At 40.0% G+C, this 18,427-nt stretch carries 17 protein-coding genes; 8 read left to right on the forward strand and 9 right to left on the reverse strand.

Annotated features, from left to right (window positions below; genetic code table 11):
* The first annotated feature begins 13 nt into the window (after positions 1 to 13).
* Positions 14 to 949: a LysR family transcriptional regulator gene (locus CAP51_RS15665; RefSeq protein ID WP_087621701.1), complete on the forward strand. Its 936-nt coding sequence runs from the start codon at positions 14 to 16 to the stop codon at positions 947 to 949.
* 72 nt (positions 950 to 1,021) lie between these two features.
* Here CAP51_RS15665 and CAP51_RS15670 read toward each other — a convergent pair whose 3' ends face one another.
* A complete protein-coding gene (locus CAP51_RS15670) occupies positions 1,022 to 2,416 on the reverse strand; it encodes an FAD-binding oxidoreductase (protein ID WP_087621702.1) in 1,395 nt (464 codons plus the stop codon).
* Positions 2,417 to 2,527: 111 nt separating this feature from the next.
* Positions 2,528 to 3,343 (reverse strand): PhzF family phenazine biosynthesis protein, encoded by an 816-nt coding sequence (locus CAP51_RS15675; RefSeq protein ID WP_087621703.1) that lies wholly within the window; start codon positions 3,341 to 3,343, stop codon positions 2,528 to 2,530.
* A gap of 555 nt (positions 3,344 to 3,898) precedes the next feature.
* Here CAP51_RS15675 and CAP51_RS15680 point away from each other — a divergent pair.
* The gene (locus tag CAP51_RS15680; RefSeq protein WP_087621704.1) at positions 3,899 to 5,104 is read left to right on the forward strand and encodes an RtcB family protein; all 1,206 of its coding nucleotides are present in this window, start codon (positions 3,899 to 3,901) and stop codon (positions 5,102 to 5,104) included.
* A 4-nt stretch (positions 5,105 to 5,108) separates the two neighbouring features.
* Positions 5,109 to 5,273: a hypothetical protein gene (locus CAP51_RS17370; RefSeq protein WP_171294814.1), complete on the forward strand. Its 165-nt coding sequence runs from the start codon at positions 5,109 to 5,111 to the stop codon at positions 5,271 to 5,273.
* Between the two features lie 77 nt (positions 5,274 to 5,350).
* Here the strand turns inward: CAP51_RS17370 and CAP51_RS15685 are convergent, their stop codons facing one another.
* A complete protein-coding gene (locus tag CAP51_RS15685; protein WP_087621705.1) occupies positions 5,351 to 6,457 on the reverse strand; it encodes an OmpA family protein in 1,107 nt (368 codons plus the stop codon).
* Positions 6,458 to 6,614: 157 nt separating this feature from the next.
* On the reverse strand, positions 6,615 to 7,661 hold the full coding sequence (omp38, locus tag CAP51_RS15690; RefSeq protein ID WP_087621706.1) for an outer membrane protein Omp38: 1,047 nt from the start codon (positions 7,659 to 7,661) through the stop codon (positions 6,615 to 6,617).
* A 349-nt stretch (positions 7,662 to 8,010) separates the two neighbouring features.
* Here omp38 and CAP51_RS15695 point away from each other — a divergent pair, with 349 nt between their 5' ends.
* Positions 8,011 to 8,532: a GspH/FimT family protein gene (locus CAP51_RS15695; protein ID WP_087621850.1), complete on the forward strand. Its 522-nt coding sequence runs from the start codon at positions 8,011 to 8,013 to the stop codon at positions 8,530 to 8,532.
* 136 nt (positions 8,533 to 8,668) lie between these two features.
* Complete coding sequence (locus tag CAP51_RS15700) at positions 8,669 to 9,844, forward strand: thiolase family protein (RefSeq protein ID WP_087621707.1); 1,176 nt, start codon at positions 8,669 to 8,671, stop codon at positions 9,842 to 9,844.
* Between the two features lie 56 nt (positions 9,845 to 9,900).
* Here the strand turns inward: CAP51_RS15700 and CAP51_RS15705 are convergent, their stop codons facing one another.
* From CAP51_RS15705 to CAP51_RS15720, 4 genes are all read right to left on the reverse strand, one after another.
* A complete protein-coding gene (locus tag CAP51_RS15705; RefSeq protein ID WP_087621708.1) occupies positions 9,901 to 10,401 on the reverse strand; it encodes a DUF934 domain-containing protein in 501 nt (166 codons plus the stop codon).
* The gene (locus tag CAP51_RS15710; protein ID WP_087621709.1) at positions 10,394 to 12,037 is read right to left on the reverse strand and encodes a nitrite/sulfite reductase; all 1,644 of its coding nucleotides are present in this window, start codon (positions 12,035 to 12,037) and stop codon (positions 10,394 to 10,396) included. The genes CAP51_RS15705 and CAP51_RS15710 overlap by 8 nt, the downstream gene beginning before the upstream one ends.
* Positions 12,038 to 12,214: 177 nt before the next feature.
* Positions 12,215 to 13,603: an NAD-dependent succinate-semialdehyde dehydrogenase gene (locus CAP51_RS15715; RefSeq protein ID WP_087621710.1), complete on the reverse strand. Its 1,389-nt coding sequence runs from the start codon at positions 13,601 to 13,603 to the stop codon at positions 12,215 to 12,217.
* A 240-nt stretch (positions 13,604 to 13,843) separates the two neighbouring features.
* Entirely contained in the window at positions 13,844 to 14,959 is a 1,116-nt protein-coding gene (locus tag CAP51_RS15720; protein ID WP_087621711.1) for a CaiB/BaiF CoA transferase family protein, read from the reverse strand.
* Positions 14,960 to 15,230: 271 nt separating this feature from the next.
* Between CAP51_RS15720 and CAP51_RS15725 the strand changes: the two genes are divergently transcribed.
* The 3 genes from CAP51_RS15725 (at position 15,231) to rpsI (ending at position 17,204) form a co-directional block, all read left to right on the forward strand.
* Positions 15,231 to 16,259 (forward strand): AraC family transcriptional regulator, encoded by a 1,029-nt coding sequence (locus CAP51_RS15725; protein ID WP_087621712.1) that lies wholly within the window; start codon positions 15,231 to 15,233, stop codon positions 16,257 to 16,259.
* 117 nt (positions 16,260 to 16,376) lie between these two features.
* Entirely contained in the window at positions 16,377 to 16,805 is a 429-nt protein-coding gene (gene rplM / locus CAP51_RS15730; protein WP_087621713.1) for a 50S ribosomal protein L13, read from the forward strand.
* Between the two features lie 12 nt (positions 16,806 to 16,817).
* A complete protein-coding gene (gene rpsI / locus CAP51_RS15735) occupies positions 16,818 to 17,204 on the forward strand; it encodes a 30S ribosomal protein S9 (protein WP_070068517.1) in 387 nt (128 codons plus the stop codon).
* A 212-nt stretch (positions 17,205 to 17,416) separates the two neighbouring features.
* On the opposite strand, the gene CAP51_RS15740 is transcribed toward rpsI, so the two are convergent.
* Positions 17,417 to 18,415: an asparaginase gene (locus tag CAP51_RS15740; protein ID WP_425426830.1), complete on the reverse strand. Its 999-nt coding sequence runs from the start codon at positions 18,413 to 18,415 to the stop codon at positions 17,417 to 17,419.
* Positions 18,416 to 18,427 lie beyond the last annotated feature (12 nt).

An 18,427-nucleotide genomic window follows, 5' to 3' on the forward strand; every position in this document is an offset into this window, starting at 1 on the left:
GTGGAGCTAATCTATGCGACTCGATATGATCAGTCTTGATGCGCTACGAACTTTTGAAGTTTCAGCACATGAATTAAGCTTTACCAAAGCCGCACTTCACCTCAATATCACCCAAAGTGCGGTAAGTCAGCAAATACGGATGCTGGAGAGTAGATTAGGCTACCCTCTTTTTATTCGTCTGGCGCGAAGTCTGGTTCTGACTGAAAAAGGCAAAATATTATTTGAATCCATCTCAAAATCTTTTTATGAAATTAATCGTACCCTGAATTATCTCGATGAACCGAATACACAATTACAAATTAATTGTCTACCATCATTTGCCTTACAATGGTTAATGCCACGTTTAAGTACTTTTTATTTAAATCAAACCAATATTCTCATTAAATTAAAAGCTGAGTTTCAGGAATTAAATCATTATCAGATGCAAACTGATAATATTGATCTAGGCATAAGATTCGATCCGGATGGACAGACTGATCTGCATACAGAAATTTTGATGGATGAATATTTAATTCCTGTGGCAACACCACAATACTTAAAACAACATCCGTTATTTGCAGCCGGGCATTCTTTAGAAAATGTCACCTTATTACACGACTCTATGCCCTGGATTGACGCACCACAATATATTGAATGGCGAACATGGATGGAAAATGCCAAACCAGAATGGTTAACAGACCTAGGTGGAATTGAATTTAATTTGTCTAGTTTGGCCATCAGTGCAGCCCTTAATCATCAAGGTGTAGCGATTGGCAGAACAGCGCTAGTTTATGATGACATCATGAATGGAAATTTGGTTAATGTTTTTAATTTACCGGTACGTTCCCGAGCAAGTTATAAAATTTTATATGCCGAGGAACAACATGCAGTAATCCATACTTTCTTAAAATGGTTAAAAGAAGAATCTGCGATATATTGCAAAAATCGCAATGTCTGTTTTGATCTTTAATTAAATACTTAATAATTAACGTATTCAGGGAGAATCAAATCTCCCTGAAGATTATAATGTTAAAATAACCGTTTAACTTGATTTAAACACTTTATGCGGATTTAAAATCCCATTGGGATCAAATAATTGTTTTAACTGCTTCATCACATTTAATGCATTTTCATCGACAGAATAATGTAAATAATCCCGTTTTAATAAACCAATGCCGTGTTCTGCCGAAATAGAACCTTTAAATTGACGCACCACATCATAAACAATTTCATCAAGACCATAAATCAAGTCATCAATAACCTGCTCTTCCTGATCTTTTAAGTCGAGAATAATGTGCATATTACTATCGCCAATATGACCAAAGAATAAACTCACCAATTGCGGATATTGTTTTGCAATGCGATCCTGACAAATCGCCTTAAACTCACCCAATTGACCAATCGGCATACTCACATCAAAACACAATGGTCGACCAGTACTAGAAATTTCGGCAGGCACTGTTTCACGGATCAACCATAACTGATGCGCCTGTGCCTGCGTTTGTGCGATCACAGCATCGAGAATTTCACCGGTTTCAAATAATTCCGCCAGAATATTTTCAAGATCTTCGGCACTGCCTTCTACATCAAATACCGCATAAATCGGATAATGTTGGCTCAAAGGATTGGCATGATTTTGCATCCAAGAAAGACTGAGTTGATAATACTCATCCCACATCACTTCAAATGCATTGGGTGTGGTTAAGCGTTTTTGCAAATGTCTTAATAATTTTACAGCGGATAAATAATCTGGAAATGCGCATAAGCATGTGGTGAGCTCTTTGGGCTGTGGTGAAAGTTTTAGTACAGCTCGTGTCACAATACCTAGTGTACCCTCTGCACCAATAAAGTTTTGTTTTAGATCATAACCGGCATTGTTTTTAATCATTTTATTCATCAGATTTAAAACACGACCATCGGCCAAGACCACTTCCATGCCCAAGACGTGATCACGCATCATGCCATAGCGAATTACCGAAAGGCCACCGGCATTAGTCGCAATATTTCCGCCAATCTGGCAAGAACCACGACCACCAACATCGACCGGAAAATACAAATCTGCTGCCCGTGCTGCATTCTGTGCTTCTTCCAATGTTAAGCCAGCTTCTACAGTCATGGTTGAGGCATAGGGATCAATTTCTTCAATTTGATTCATCTTGTCCAGTGCAATCACGATTTCATTGGCTTCTGCGATACCAGCACCAGCAACCCCAGTCATGCCACCTTGCGGCACGATTGGCTGCTTTAACTCATTACAAATGGCAAGAATTTTCGAGACTTGTTCCGTTGTTTTCGGAAATACTACTGCAAAAGGCTGAATATGCTTGTAGTTACTCCAATCGGTATAATGTCGAATATTAATTGCTTCACCCATCGCAATTTGATGATCAGCCAAAAATTCACGACAACGTGCAATGGCTTGATGCTGGGTACTCATAATTGATCCTTTTACCATTTGAAATGTATTTCTGCTAATAGTATTGGGCCAATCTTAGAAATTTCCAATTTATAAGAAAAATAAAGCTATTTTCCTTTAAAATAATTTTAATTAAACAAAGAGTTGTGCTACCAAAAACAGACGTGCATAACCCGAAATTTCAATACGCTCTTGATCCAGAATTTTACAATATAGTGTACCGCCACGTTGTGATGCCTGATAGGCAATCAACTCGGATTTTCCCAGTTTTTCTGCCCATAAGGGTGCAATTGCAGTATGAATCGAACCCGTCACCGGATCTTCATTAATCCCCATTGCCGGCGCAAAATAACGGGAAACACAATCATATTTTTCATCTGTCGCGGTTATTGCCACATCTCGATTATCACTGGTAATTGCCGTGCGTAAACTTCCCAGTTCTGCCAATTTTGCAAAATCTGGGGTTTCATCTAAAACGTCCTGAACAGATTGATATTCAATGATATAAGCCTGTGCATTCAGATAAACTGCCTTAAATGGCTTGCGCATTGCATCACGTAAAATTGATGGATAATCTGCTATCGGTTCTGCACGGCGTATTGGAAAATTCATCTGAATTTTGCCATCAGCAGCCTGATTGACAATAAAAACCCCTAATTTTTTCACATGAAAATAAATGGTTTGTTGCTCGGTAAAATCCTTAAATAGCACAAATGCACTGGCTAACGTGGCATGTCCACAAAAATCCACCTCTGCCAATGGAGTAAACCAGCGAATTTCGTATTGATCGAGATCCAGAATTTTAACAAATGCGGTTTCTGATAAGTTGTTTTCCAAGGCAATTTGCTGCATCAATTGATCATCTAGCCAGTCCTCTAACACAATCACCGCTGCTGGATTACCCTGAAATAATTGCTGGCTAAACGCATCGACCTGATACATTTTCATGATAATTCTCTTTAAAATTTTCTTCCTCAAGATTAACATTTGTACCTTTTTGACAAAAGAAAAAGTTAGCCGTCAGGTCTTGACAAGAATATTTTTTACTCTACAATCACGCCGCATGCTATTTTTTAGCCACCAGATATTTTAGAGGAGGACGTTATGCTTTTATCTGTAGAGAACAACTTAATCTGATTCAGCATACGTCAGCTCACGGACATATGTTGTATCTACCATATGTCCGAATGCCAAGATTCAAGCCTAGCATTCGCTAGGTTTTTTTTATGTCTATTTGATCCGAAATAAAGACAAGAAACCTAGGGCGTGTTGAGAATTAATCACATATTAAACTTAAGCCACAAGTAAAGAATTTTAGGTTCTATTTTTGCATGGAAAATGGCTAAATTAGGATTATACTGTGTTAACCAGCTTGCCAATATGCTCATATTGGCAAGCTGGTTGCCTTGTCTAAGCCATAATTTTTCTCATTTTTCATTGCAAAGATCAAATCTCAACAAGCCTTAAAATTCGGACAAAAATAAATTTGATCAGAGAAATATTATGGCCATACAAAAAATTTTAAATACCAAAGCTGAGTATGGTGTCCCCATCAAAATCTATACCAATGATATAGATGAGGACAGCATGAATCAGCTACGCAAAATGGCACAGCTGCAATTTATTCATTCTCATATTGCAGTGATGCCAGATGTACATTTAGGTAAAGGTGCAACCGTTGGCAGTGTAATTCCAACCAAAAATGCGATTATCCCCGCAGCAGTGGGAGTTGATATTGGCTGTGGTATGAATGCCTTGCGGTTGAGTTTAACCGCATCACAGTTACCCGATAACTTAAGTGCTTTACGCAATGCCATTGAACGCAAAGTCCCGGTCGGTTTTGAGATGCATAAACAGATCAAGGCCAAAGCCTCGACACTGTCACCACTGGACAAACGGCTCAAGGTCATCACCGACAAGCATCCTGCCCTACGCAGAATGTTAAGAAGTTTTGATGCCACCTGGCAAAAACAAATTGGCACTTTAGGTGGCGGTAACCACTTTATCGAGCTGTGTATCGATGAAAATGCCGATGTTTGGATCATGTTGCATTCGGGTAGTCGAGGTTTAGGCAATGTGATTGGAACATATTTTATCGAACGAGCCAAAAAAGAAGCGCAACATCGTTTTGGTCATGTCCCAGATAAAGACTTATCTTACTTTGCCGAAGGCTCGGCAAGTTTTGATGATTATGTCGAAGCAGTACATTGGGCACAGGATTATGCTTTTGAAAATCGTCGTGAAATGATGCGTCTGATTTTAGAAGCCATTCGTCCACTATTACCCAGCTTCCAGATGACCAAAGAAGCGATTAATTGCCATCACAATTATGTGCAAAAAGAACTACATTTCGATGAGGAGGTTTTTGTTACACGTAAAGGGGCAATTCGAGCGGGACAAAATGAATACGGTATTATCCCGGGTTCAATGGGTGCAAAATCCTTTATCGTCAAAGGTAAAGGCAATCCGGAATCATTTTGTTCCTGTTCTCATGGCGCAGGAAGAAAAATGAGCCGCAGTAAAGCCAAATTACTGTTTAATCAACAAGATTTGATTAAACAAACACAAGGCATTGAATGTCGAAAAGACAAAGGTGTTGTCGATGAAATACCAAGTGCCTACAAAGACATTGATCAGGTGGTGGCAAATCAAACAGACTTGATTGAAGTGGTACATACGCTAAAACAAGTCATGTGTATTAAAGGATAATCCAATGAAAATCAAAGCAATGCCAAAAATCAAAGTGCGCAATCCTGTTGCACTCTCCCCTTTACTCCATAAAGGTGGAGTACATGAAACAGAAAAGCCCAAAGTAGTTCATCGTAAAGTACGTAAACAGCAAAAGTTGAATCTACGCAAAACGAATTGGTTAGAATAACTGCTTAAACTACATCAAAAAGCAGCCCGAGGGCTGCTTTTTATTAAAATTAAAGATCACTTAATTTAAAGATATGCTTATTGCGGTTGGACTACCACTTTTTTAACCCCTGTGATATATAAAGTCACGCGACGATCTGGCTGTAAACATGCCTTAAGTTCTGCGGTTGCTTTGGTACCCGTACAATTGGTGGTGACAGGTTGAGATTTTCCTGCACTAGACACATTCATTTGTGTACTGATACCACGACTTGCCAGATAAGACTGGATGGTTTGTGCACGTTTCATACCCAATTCATAGTTATATTTTTCCGAACCTAATCGGTCTGTATGACCTACAATATCAATATTATTAATGGTTACATAGGAATTGGTCACTGACTGTACCAGACGATCCAAGGTCTCCTGACCTTGTGGTAATAAATCAGACACCGAAGAACCATTAAACTTAAATAACGCATCAGCAGATAAGTTAATGGTTTCACTTTCTACTCGAGGTTGTGGTGCTGGAGGTGGAACAGGTACTGGTTCGGCAACGGGTTGTACTTCAGCCACTGGCGCCGCGGGTTTTAAATGACCGCCTAATACTACATTCAAACCGGCTAGCGCAGTATAATTCCAAAACTCTTCATCAGCATTATAAGTAGCACGTGCTTCAGTCCGTAAGGATAACGCATCATTGATACGATAGAACGCACCTACCCCCGCATTTCCTAATGTTCCTTCTTCTTTCAGACCACGTCCTGTACGACCTAATTCAGCAGCAGTTGCACCGTTAAAATCATATTTATAATGACCAGCCCCTAGCAGAACATAAGGCTTAAACTTACTATCATAATTTTTAGTTATTAAATCCGAGGTCACATAAAAATTACCATTAATTTGACGCTGTTTATATTGTGCACCCTCTAATTTATTTCCTTCAACATTGATATCACCCTTTACTTGATTATATTCTGCTTCAAAACCTAACCAAGGTGTCAACTCGATACCGACCGCTGCACCAACGAATAAATCATCCTGAATCTCACCTCTATCGGTAAGGTTCCCCTTATCACCACCATTATTGCTTTGGGTATCTTGAAAAGTATAACCCAACATTAATGGCGTAACCGTGACACCCGCATTTGCCATGGCAAATGGTGTGGCAAGTAATAATGCACATGCCATATGATTCATTTTCATTCTATCTCTCCAGTAGAACCAATGTAAATTTGCTTGTAGATATAAAGATTTATCTATTTGATTGAACTATAGTGATCAGAAAGAAATTACAATATGAAGTTTTGGTATAAAAAAAGCAGCCCTAAGGCTGCTTTTCTTTATAAAATGTAACAATTTATTATTGAACTTGACCTGGTTGTACCAGAACTGTACGGCTACCAGTAATTGTAGCGAATACACGACGGTTCATTGCACGACCTTCTTTGGTGTTGTTGTCAGCAATTGGTTGATCCCATGCAAAACCTTGAGTACTTAAACGGTTCGCATCAATACCAAATTCGTTAACAAGTGAAGATTTCACAGAATCAGCACGCGCTAAAGATAAACGTTCGTTTAACTTACGTGGACCAGTGTTATCTGTGTGACCATCGATCTTAGCTGTTGCATTTGGATATTCAACCAGTTTCTCAGCAACTTTAGCGATTTCAGGTTTGTATTGATCTTTGATATTAGACTTGTTGGTATCAAAGAATACACGAAGCTCCATTTTAAGATCTTCAGTGATTTCTTTTGGTTGTTCCGGTTCAGGTTGAACTTCAACAGGAGGCTGAACTGGTTCAACTTCAACTACAGGTGCAGCTGGTTTTAAGTGACCGCCAAGTACAACTTGTAGAGCAGCAATACCTTGATGATCCCAAGTATTCAAATCAAAGTTATTTGTAGCACGAGCTTCTGTACGTAAAGTTAAAGCATCGTTTAATTGCCATAAAACGCCAAGACCAATGTTACCAATAGTATCCTTGGTAGAAACACCGATATCTTTTGCTTCAAATTTAGACCAACCACCACCAATCAATGCGTATGGCTTAACTTTACTATCATAGTTACCAGTAAATAGATCAGATGTTGCAATGAAGTTCAAACTAGCAGTTTGATGTTTAGCATCAACTTTACCTGCTGAGCTTTCAACATCTGGTTTAGTTTCTTGATACTCAACTTCAGCTTGTAACCATGGAGTTAATTCTGCACCAATCGCAGCACCAACGGACAAATCATCTTTTACATCAGTTGAATCATTTCCTGTTGTCCAATGATCAATTTGACGATCAAAGTTTTCAGGATACCAATGATAACCCAGCATCAAAGGGGTAACAGTAATACCAGCATTTGCCGCAGCAAATGGAGCTGCAATTAACATTGCAAGAGCAATACGACTCATTTTCATGGATTTCCTCCAGATTAACAATTTGTTGTTTAACGCAAGCCTAAAACTTATTATAAGCGCGCATAGTATACACAGATTTATGTATTTTAAGCCACTTACTCTTAATTTTACAGCGATTAAAAATGTTTTCCAATAGTCTACAACCTTCATTTGTCAATATTATTGACAAATTTGTTTACAATTTCCGTTGTATTTAAGTAAAGAATACACTTTTCAGGGATATAGTTAAGTGTAGTGTTATTTTTCAGTTTTTTCTATAGTTTTTAAAAAGAATAGTTTTTAAACACTATGACTGCTTCTTGCCATCAATTATATTTTTCTAAAATTTAAACAAAAAGCAAGACAAAAAATGAATGCAAAGCATATGCCTTCTGGCTTTACCTTGATCGAATTGATGATCACAATTTTAATATTGACGATCATGATTGCCATCACTGCCCCATACTTTTCCTCGATGTTGGCACGAATGGAATCAAAAAAAATATCCACAAGTCTTCAGGCAATCCTGCGTGATTCCCGTCACCATGCTTTTACCCAGCAAAAAAGAATTGCCATTTGTGGTAGTCATGATGGAATAACTTGTGATGCAGAGGCCTGGAGCACAGGATTACTGATATTCCATGATGCAACTGCGAATAGGGTTCGAGAAGCACATGAGGATATCTATCAATTTATTCGTTTAAATCTAAAATATGGCGATCTTGATTGGAAAGGCTTTGGCGTTTCCAAAAATATTGTTTTCCAACCCGATACAGGTTTACCACGCGGTTCCAATGGTTCCTTCTACTATTGTGCCAATCAGACCGAAAATACACGGCGGATCGTTGTTAGTCCAATGGGGCACAGTAGAATAGAATCCCATGAGTGTTGAACATTGATTAAATGGTCATTTTCAAATGCCTGACAATGAAACACTACTGAATAGTCAGTCTATGTTTTGTACAAGCACGAATAAAAACGATATAGTCAATGCGTTTGATAAAAAGCGACATTCGAGGGAGAAAAAAATGACAGAGATTGTCATCATTAACGGTGCACGTACTGCAATGGGCGGTTTTCAGGGTGCTCTATCAGCAAAAACAGCCCCAGAACTCGGTGCAATTACCATTAAGGAAGCCGTTGCCCGTGCTGGATTACAACCCACAGACATTGAAGAAGTCATTATGGGCTGCGTATTACCTGCTGGTTTAAAACAGGGTCCTGCACGTCAGGCAATGCGTCAGGCAGGTCTGCCGGATAATACAGGTGCAGTAACGATTAACAAGTTATGCGGCTCAGGCATGAAAGCGGTAATGCAGGCAGCAGATATGATTAAAGCAGGCAGCGCCGAAATTGTGGTGGCTGGCGGCATGGAATCAATGAGTAATGCACCTTATATTTTGCCCAAGGCACGTGCAGGTTATCGCATGGGACATGGCGAAATCAAAGACCATATGTTTTTAGATGGTCTGGAAGACGCAGAAACAGGTCGCTTAATGGGTTCTTTTGCACAGGATATGGCAAATACACGCAATTATAGCCGTGAGCAAATGGATGAATTTGCGATTCGCTCGTTAAAACGTGCACAAATGGCCATCAATCAGGGCTATTTCAAAGATGAGATCACACCTGTGACCATTTCATCACGTCAAGGTGACATTGTCGTTGATCAGGATGAACAGCCACTGAATGCAAAACTGGATAAGATCCCATCACTTAAACCTGCATTTGCAAAAGATGGAACAATCACCGCAGCCAATGCCAGCTCAATCTCGGATGGTGCTTCTGCACTTGTTCTGACTTCCAGCGAAATCGCAACTCAACGTGGTTTAAAACCACTGGCAAAAATTGTTGCAACAGCATCAAACTCACAACATCCATCTGAATTTACCATTGCTCCAGTGGGTGCTATTAAAAAAGTTTTAGAGAAAGCTGGCTGGCAAGCACAAGATGTCGATCTTTGGGAAATCAATGAAGCTTTTGCAATGGTAACCATGGCAGCGATTGATGATTTCCAGCTTGATGCAGAAAAAGTCAATATTCATGGTGGTGCCTGTGCTTTGGGCCACCCTGTTGGTTCAACTGGTTCCCGTATTATTTTATCACTTATTCATGCACTGAAACGTACAGGTGGCAAAAAAGGCGTTGCTAGCTTATGTATTGGTGGTGGTGAAGCAACCGCTGTAGCCATTGAATTAATTTAATTTTCTCTCATAAAAAATCCCGCAAACATTTTGCGGGATTCTCAAATTTAACCAGCTTAACGTCCGGTTTGATAATGTGCAGTTGCAACTGCTGTAGATGACTGATACGGCTGGGTAAAATCATTTAAACCAGCAGCAGCTTCCTCAATATCTTTACCTTCTTTAATCACAAAACTATCAAAACCACTGCGCTTTAAATAATTGAGAACATCTTTAAAAATATCCCCCACCGCGCGCAACTCACCCTGATAACCTTGACGACGTAATAAAGCTGCAAAAGAATAGCCACGGCCATCATTGAATCCTGCAAATTCAATAAAAATAGTGTCAAGTTGTTCAAGTGGAAATTGATGATCTTCAGGTGAAGCATCAACCGTCACATACAAAGCTTTTTTACCGCTAATATTGGCGAGTTGATCAAGCTGCTCAACCGTCAGTACAACATCACCTTGTGGCAATGCACCATCTTCACCAACAACCTGATAGCTATTTTCAAAAATACTGCCATCTTTGGCGAGCACTTTTAATTGCGAATGATAAAATGGAGAGTTAAGCATATGCACGCTCCTTAAATGGTTGAATACCAACACGACGATAGGTATCCAGAAAACGTTCATTTTCCTGACGTAAATCCAGATAAGTATTTAAAATTTCTTCAATCACATCAGGCACAGCTTCGGCAGCAAAAGATGGTCCTAGAATATCACCAATGGATGAGTCATGATCAGAGTTACCACCAAGCGTAATCTGATAGAACTCCGCACCTTTTTTGTCCACACCTAAAATACCGATATTACCCACATGATGGTGACCACAGGCATTCATACAACCGGAAATATTCAAATCCAGTTTGCCCAGATTGTATACAGTATCCAGATCTTCAAAACGTCGTGTAATCGCTTCGGAAATTGGAATAGATTTGGCATTGGCCAGTGAACAATAATCACCGCCAGGACAGCAAATAATATCGGTAATAAAACCAATATGGGCACGAGCCATATCTGCCTGATCCAGTTTTTGCCACAATTCAAATACATCTTTTTGTGGCACATCTGCCAGCACAATATTCTGTTCGTGTGTAGTACGTAGCTCGCCAAAGGTATAATGATCAGCCAGATCAGCAATAAAATTCATTTCTTCAGTGGTCATGTCACCCGGTGCAATACCTGCACGTTTTAGGTTGATGGTGACAATACGATAGCCTTTTACTTTATGGGCATTGGTATTGACATTAAACCACTGCTTGAATTTTGGGTGTTGTACAAATAATTCACTAAAGTCTACATCTGCATAATCCTGATAATCAAATGGATGGAATTCTTTATCCATTTTTGCCAGCAGACCACTAGATACTTGCTTTTGTTCACGAATTTTTGAAAATTCTGCTTCAACTTTTTCCGCAAAAACTGGTGGTGTTAACGCCTTAACCAGAATTTTAATCCGCGCCTTGTATTTATTGTCACGACGACCATGCAGGTTATATACACGTAATACTGCTTCTAGATAACCGATTAAATCTTCACGTGGTAAAAAGTCACGAATAAATGTACCAATCACCGGGGTACGGCCCAAACCACCGCCCACTTTGATTTTATAGCCTAACTCACCTACTTCATTTTTTACGATATACACACCGATATCATGAAAAGATGTCGCCGCACGATCAGTTTCTTCCAATGCAGACACGGCAATTTTGAATTTACGCGGCAAGAAGGCAAATTCCGGATGGAACGTACTCCATTGACGAATCAACTCACAAGTCGGACGTGGATCGGCAAGTTCACCTGCGATAACACCAGCATATTGATCGGTTGTGGTATTACGGATACAGTTACCTGACGTCTGAATGGCATGCATTTGTACTGATGCCAACTCTTCCAGAATATCTGGCACGCTTTCTAGCGCAGGCCAGTTTAACTGGATATTCTGACGGGTAGAAACGTGTGCATATCCACGATCATATTTTTGACTGATTTCAGCAATCTTGCGCAATTGTTTGGAATTCATCAAACCGTATGGCACTGCAATACGAAGCATTGGTGCATAACGTTGAACATATAAACCATTTTGTAAGCGTAGAGGACGATATTCATCTTCCGTCAGCTTACCTGCTAGGTAACGTTCAGTCTGATCACGAAACTGGGCAACGCGTTCATTGACAAGTTGTTGATCGAAGTCGGTATATAAATACATGGCGTATGGCTAGTAGATAATAATAAAGAGGTGCAGCATAACGGTATTTCTCTCATCAATAAAATGCTTTTTTTGTATATTAAAATTCGATTTTATTGATAAGCATAGATTTTAAAATGACAATAAAAAGCTGACTCGTGCAGAATCAGCTTTTATCAACGGTATATTGCGTGTTAATTAGAAAGGTGCATCAATATCAGCAACCCCAATTAATTTATGGTTAACAAACTCTTTGATACCCAAACCAATCAATTCACGACCAAAACCTGAATGTTTCACACCACCAAAAGGTAAATCTGCTTTTACCATAGTAGGGTGATTGATATACACCATACCGGTATAAATTTGTTTTGCGACATTTACACCACGTGCATGATCTTTAGTGAAAACAGAACCACCCAAACCAAATGGCGTATCATTGGCGATACGAATGGCATCGGCTTCATCTTTGGCGCGATATAACTGGGTTACTGGACCAAAAAATTCCCAATGACGCGCTTCATTATTTTCATGCAGATTGGTCATCAATACAGGTTGAACAAATGCACCTTGTTCCGGTACAGCTGCGCCGATAACTTCCACTTCTGCACCAGCGGCTTTCGCCTCTTCAATTTGTTTTTTCAAATCGTCCGCTGCTTTTTGAGAGGATAATGGCGCAAGTGTAGTTTCAGGATCCATTGGATCACCTGCTTTTAATTTTGCAACGCCAGCTTTGTAAAGCTCAAGGAATTTGTCATAAATGGCATCGACAACAATTAAGCGTTTTGAAGATACACATACCTGACCGCCATTCCAGTGACGCCCCATAACCGCCCAATCCACTGTTTTTTGTAAATCTGCATCTTCTAATACCACAAATGCATCAGCACCGCCCAATTCCAGTGTGGCTTTTTTCAATGCTTTACCTGCTTCGGCAGCAACAATTGCGCCAGCCGCTTCAGAACCTGTCAAGGCAACACCACAAACGCGTGGATCATTTAAAACCAGTGAAGTATGCTCATGTGCCAGATACAGGTTTTTAAAGCCGCCTTTTGGCAAGCCTGCTTCAAGCATCAACTGTTCAAAAACATTGGCACTTTGCGGTACATTGGAAGCATGTTTAAGTAATACTGTATTACCAGCCGACAATTGCGGTGCAAGAATACGAGCAATTTGATAGAACGGAAAATTCCAAGGCTCAATCGCTAATAATACACCTTGTGGTTCATGATATAGTTCTGCTTCAACGCCTTGAGCATCCGTAGGTAACTTTTCAGGCGCCAGTAATTTTTCTGCATTTTTGGCATAATATTCCAAAATCTCTGCTGAAAGAATGGTTTCTAATTTTGCTTCGGAAAACAATTTACCCATTTCAACAGTTAAGTATTTTGCATATTTATCTGTTTCATGACGTAAAATACTGGCAGCTTTATTTAAAATCGCAGCACGTTCTGCAAAACTTGTTTCACGCCACTGTAAAAACGTTTCATAAGCAGCATCAATCGCCTGTTTAACTTCCTGCTCAGTTGCATTCGGAAAGGTTTTTAAAGTTTCTCCAGTGTAGGGGTTTACTGATGCATATGCCATGATTATTGTCCTCTATGTCCAGCAAATTTTTGTGTCTGCTGTTTAATTGATAAATGTGTTTAATAACATAGGGCAGGATTGATAAAATTCAATTAAATTCCTGATCTGCTTACATTTCTACACCCAAGAATACAAAGTACAAACAAAAACCCTGCACGAGCGCCTATTATTTTTCTGGCATATCTATCTAGCTTTTCGCTGACCTATTGCCTGATTGGCAACTGCAAATATTCCATTGATTTACCATACGCCTGAACCAAGTTGCTGCCCAACAAAATCATAGCGGGCTTTAGAACGGGAAAATTTAATTGGATGCGCCAGTTGTGGCTCGGTGTGTTTACCATTTGCCAAAGGGACATTCACCAACCATTGTCTTTGCTGTGCCAGTTCAGACTTTAATGCATCCGCTAAACTCAATACTGGTTCGACACACAAATCCAATCTTTGAAATAATGCACACCAATATGCCAAAGGTTGGGAAGCAATTTTTTCAGTTAAAGCTTGTTTTACACAGCTCTGATCTTCTGCTAAAAAAGAAGCACCTTTTTCTGCCAAAATCGGTAATTGTAAAACCTCAGCCAACCCAAGCATAAATTGGGGTTCCAAACTACCAATTGATAAATACTGTTGGTCGGCTGTCACATAATAATCATAAAAACTTGCACCATTCAATGTCGCGCTTTCTGCGGACTGTGGCTGTTGTCCTGCCACAGTGGCGGCGGCTGCCATACTATTTAAGGTCACACTACAATCTGTCATCGAAATATCAATATATTGTCCCAATCCGCTGCGCTGTCGTTCAATCACTGCGGCCAAGATGCCAATCACGGCATGTAATGAACCACCTGCCACATCAGCAATTTGAATGCCCAAGGGTGGTGGCCCACTCACTTGTCGACCCGAATGTCCGGCAATACCAGATACAGCCAAATAATTGATATCATGCCCTGCCCGATCTTTATAATCACCGCTTTGTCCATAACCCGTGACTGAGCAATAAATCAGTTTGGGATTTATTTTTGACAATGTTTCGTAATCCAGACCGAGGCGCTGCATTACCCCGGGACGGAACTGTTCCAGCAAAATATCAAAATCCCGAATCTTTTCCTTGACCAGATCGATGTTTTTTTGATCTTTTAAATCCATGGCAATCGATTGTTTGTTACGATTAAGATAGCTATGTGCTGTTGCCTGTCCATTGGCATAAGGTGGCATTATTCGAACCAGATCAATACGTGTGGGTGATTCGATATGTATTACCTCTGCGCCCATATCTGCCAACATCATGGTTGCAAAAGGGCCAGGAAGAAGCGTTGAAAAATCAATGACTTTTAATCCGGATAAAGTGCCTTCCATACGCATTATTCCTTTAAAAATAGTATAGATAATCTCTACACTACGCATAAAGAAGCAGCACAACAATATTCTTTTTCATCATTTTGATTGATTTTTTCTACCAAAATAGATCATATTAGACCAAAGTTAAAAGCAGCCTATAATAAAATTAAGCCAATGAAATTACTCATAATTATGTGGTATGGGTAATAAAATTTATCATTTTAAAATAAAAATTTATGGTATAACTTAGCGTCAGTGAACAGTTGTACTCAACAGGAAGATACTTATTATGAGTCGTGATACGATTAGCATCCATTTTGTCAATGCAGCCTTAACCGGCGTAAAACGAATGGGGCTGGATGTCGATAACTTGCTCTCTCATGTCGGCATTGAGGCAGAATTACTGCGCCAACCCAAGGCACGTATCTCTCCCGATCAGTACACCAAATTTGTACAGATGTTATGGCTGGTCACCCAAGATGAACACGTTGGTTTTGACAGTCAACCTCGCCGCTTGGGGACATTCGCAATGATGTGCCAACTCATTATTCATTGTAAAACGCTTGGTGAGGCATTAGAACGTTCGACCGAATTTTATCGTCTGTTTGGTGATGACTGGTCGGTGACGCTGGAACGAGACAAACACGAAGCACGCCTGATTCCACTTATTCCCTCAGATCGCGATCCAGACCACTTTATTACCGAAAGTATCCTGATGATCTGGCATGGTCTGGCTTCATGGTTAATTGAACGTCGTCTGTCCCTAGAACGTGTACATTTCGGTTATGAACGTCCCAATCATGCCGAAGAATATGATGCTTTATTTTTTGCACCAGTCATGCAATTCAATGCCAGTCGTACAGAAATCACTTTTGCCGCTGATTATCTGGATTTACCGATTCGTCAAACAGAAGAAACATTGGAAGAGTTTTTAAAAACAGCACCCGCGCAACTTCTGGTGAAATTTAAGAATACCAATTCACTGACCAATCGTATCCGTGATGTGCTTAAAAGCCAGATTGGTGAAGAGATGCCGACCTTAAATGATGTCGCTGCAATGTTATACCTCTCACCGCAAACATTACGCCGTCGTCTTGCTGCTGAAGGCAAAAGCTATCAAGGTGTGAAAGACTCCTTACGCCGAGATGCTGCGATTCACTTGCTGTTACGTCCAGAACTCACCCTTGAAGATGTAGCCCAACAGGTCGGTTTTAGTGAAACCAGTACCTTCCATCGTGCCTTTAAAAAATGGACAGGTGTCACACCAGGTCTATATCGTCAGTTGCATGGTGGCTTCATGCATAATGATGTGCTGTAAATAAAAGCCTTTTGAGCGTAAAAATAATTTGATGTTTACTGCAAAAATCAATATAATTTGCGCTCCTTTTCGTTTGGAAGTTTTATTTTCCAAACCAACTATAATAGGTAGTAGTGAATGAAAACTCTCAGTGCAAAGCCTGCTGAGGTGCAACACGACTGGTACGTTGTGGATGCATCAGGTAAAACACTTGGTCGTTTAGCGACTGAAATTGCTCGCCGTTTACGTGGTAAGCATAAAACAACTTTTACACCTCATGTCGATACTGGTGATTACATCATCGTTATCAATGCTGAACAAGTTCAAGTAACTGGTAAAAAAGCACTTGATAAAAAATATTATCGCCATACAGAATTTCCAGGCGGTTTAAAAGAAACCAATTTTGAAAAATTGATTGCGCATAAACCAACTGAAGTTTTAGAACGTGCTGTAAAAGGTATGTTACCAAAAGGTCCTCTTGGTTATGCAATGATCAAGAAAATGAAAGTGTATGCAGGTAGTGAACATCCACATACTGCACAACAGCCACAAGTTTTGGACATTTAAGGGATAAAGCACATGGCACAAAATTATGGTACTGGTCGCCGTAAGACCGCAACTGCGCGTGTATTCTTATCACCTGGTTCAGGCAAGTTGGTAATCAATAACCGTACTTTAGAAGAATATTTCGGTCGTGAAACAGCTCAAATGGTTGTTCGTCAACCGCTTGAATTGTTAGAAGCAACTGGCAAATATGACCTTTACATCACTGTTAAAGGTGGTGGTATTGGTGGTCAAGCTGGTGCGATTCGTCACGGCATTACTCGTGCATTGATCGCTTCTGACGAAACATTGAAACCTGCACTACGTCAAGCTGGTTTCGTGACTCGTGATGCGCGTGAAGTTGAACGTAAAAAACTTGGTTTACGTAAAGCACGTAAACGTCCTCAATTCTCTAAACGTTAATTCGTTTTTCGAATTGGACAAAAAACCTCGGATTTTCCGAGGTTTTTTTATGAAAGTCTGTTATGACTAGATAAATCTTCCTAAGTTAGAATATATTTGCGCAATCCCTTGTAAATCACAATAATAAACCCGACAAAAGCATCGCCTTTGTCAGGTCATCATTTTTATAAAATTCCGGCTGCTTTCGTACCAGAACAATCTATTTCAGACGATTAATATTCCCAGAACATTCTCTGAATTTCTTTGGTATCCGTGGTTTTGGTTAATGCCAATGCTGTTAATAACCGTGCTTTTTGTGGATTTAAATCATGTGCCACAACCCAATCATATTTATCATCAGGCTGCTCTGCATTACGCAATACAAAGCCATCAGCCACACGTGAGGAACGAATGATCTGCATACCACCGCTACGCAATTTATTAAATGTATCTACCAGATAGTTCGGTACAGAACCATTTCCAGTACCAGCATGTACAATGGCTTTCACACCCGCTTTGGCATAGGCATCATAGGCGATTGGTGTCATAGAATCTGAACCATAGGTGATCTGTACCAATGGCAGACTATCGCCTTTGATCTGATCGATATTAAATTCAGATTTGCTGGTATTACGTTTCACACCCTCTCGAAACCAGTATGGTTTACTTTCTACAATCATACCCAATGCACCCCACTGGCTACCAAAGGCATTGGTATGAATATTAATTCGCTTACTGGTATCGCGTGCTGCAAAAATACTGTCATTCATAAAGATCAGCACACCTTTACCCTTGCTTTCTGGTGATGCAGCCAAAGCCACTGCACCATATAAGTTCAAAGGACCATCAGCAGAAATTGCTGTTGAAGGACGCATTGAACCCACGACCACAATCGGTTTATCGGTATGAATCACCAGATTCAGGAAAAATGCTGTTTCCTCGAGTGTATCGGTACCATGGGTAATCACCACCCCATTTACATCATCTTTTTTAACCAACTCATTGACTTGTCTGGCAATGGTTAATAACTCTTTGTCACTAATGCTCTCAGAGGCAATCTGTAAAGCCTGTACACCATTGACATTGGCAAGATTCTGGATTTGTGGCACAGCATTAATTAACGTATCGACAGGCACCTTGGCTGCACTATAAGTTGCGCTATTGGTGGCATCTGCTCCCGCTCCGGCAATGGTCCCACCAGTTGCAACGATGGTGACATTCGGTTTTGCCATCACCACCGAACT

The sequence above is a fragment of the Acinetobacter populi genome (assembly GCF_002174125.1).
GTDB lineage: Bacteria > Pseudomonadota > Gammaproteobacteria > Pseudomonadales > Moraxellaceae > Acinetobacter > Acinetobacter populi.

What these genes read in the sequence shown, in the direction of transcription:
- CAP51_RS15665 (WP_087621701.1), top strand. Translation starts at nt 14, where the DNA reads ATGCGACTCGATATGATCAGTCTTGATGCGCTACGAACTTTTGAAGTT.
- CAP51_RS15670 (WP_087621702.1), bottom strand. Translation starts at nt 2,416, where the DNA reads ATGAGTACCCAGCATCAAGCCATTGCACGTTGTCGTGAATTTTTGGCT.
- CAP51_RS15675 (WP_087621703.1), bottom strand. Translation starts at nt 3,343, where the DNA reads ATGAAAATGTATCAGGTCGATGCGTTTAGCCAGCAATTATTTCAGGGT.
- CAP51_RS15680 (WP_087621704.1), top strand. Translation starts at nt 3,899, where the DNA reads ATGGCCATACAAAAAATTTTAAATACCAAAGCTGAGTATGGTGTCCCC.
- CAP51_RS17370 (WP_171294814.1), top strand. Translation starts at nt 5,109, where the DNA reads ATGAAAATCAAAGCAATGCCAAAAATCAAAGTGCGCAATCCTGTTGCA.
- CAP51_RS15685 (WP_087621705.1), bottom strand. Translation starts at nt 6,457, where the DNA reads ATGAAAATGAATCATATGGCATGTGCATTATTACTTGCCACACCATTT.
- omp38 (WP_087621706.1), bottom strand. Translation starts at nt 7,661, where the DNA reads ATGAAAATGAGTCGTATTGCTCTTGCAATGTTAATTGCAGCTCCATTT.
- CAP51_RS15695 (WP_087621850.1), top strand. Translation starts at nt 8,011, where the DNA reads ATGAATGCAAAGCATATGCCTTCTGGCTTTACCTTGATCGAATTGATG.
- CAP51_RS15700 (WP_087621707.1), top strand. Translation starts at nt 8,669, where the DNA reads ATGACAGAGATTGTCATCATTAACGGTGCACGTACTGCAATGGGCGGT.
- CAP51_RS15705 (WP_087621708.1), bottom strand. Translation starts at nt 10,401, where the DNA reads ATGCTTAACTCTCCATTTTATCATTCGCAATTAAAAGTGCTCGCCAAA.
- CAP51_RS15710 (WP_087621709.1), bottom strand. Translation starts at nt 12,037, where the DNA reads ATGTATTTATATACCGACTTCGATCAACAACTTGTCAATGAACGCGTT.
- CAP51_RS15715 (WP_087621710.1), bottom strand. Translation starts at nt 13,603, where the DNA reads ATGGCATATGCATCAGTAAACCCCTACACTGGAGAAACTTTAAAAACC.
- CAP51_RS15720 (WP_087621711.1), bottom strand. Translation starts at nt 14,959, where the DNA reads ATGGAAGGCACTTTATCCGGATTAAAAGTCATTGATTTTTCAACGCTT.
- CAP51_RS15725 (WP_087621712.1), top strand. Translation starts at nt 15,231, where the DNA reads ATGAGTCGTGATACGATTAGCATCCATTTTGTCAATGCAGCCTTAACC.
- rplM (WP_087621713.1), top strand. Translation starts at nt 16,377, where the DNA reads ATGAAAACTCTCAGTGCAAAGCCTGCTGAGGTGCAACACGACTGGTAC.
- rpsI (WP_070068517.1), top strand. Translation starts at nt 16,818, where the DNA reads ATGGCACAAAATTATGGTACTGGTCGCCGTAAGACCGCAACTGCGCGT.
- CAP51_RS15740 (WP_425426830.1), bottom strand. Translation starts at nt 18,415, where the DNA reads ATGGCAAAACCGAATGTCACCATCGTTGCAACTGGTGGGACCATTGCC.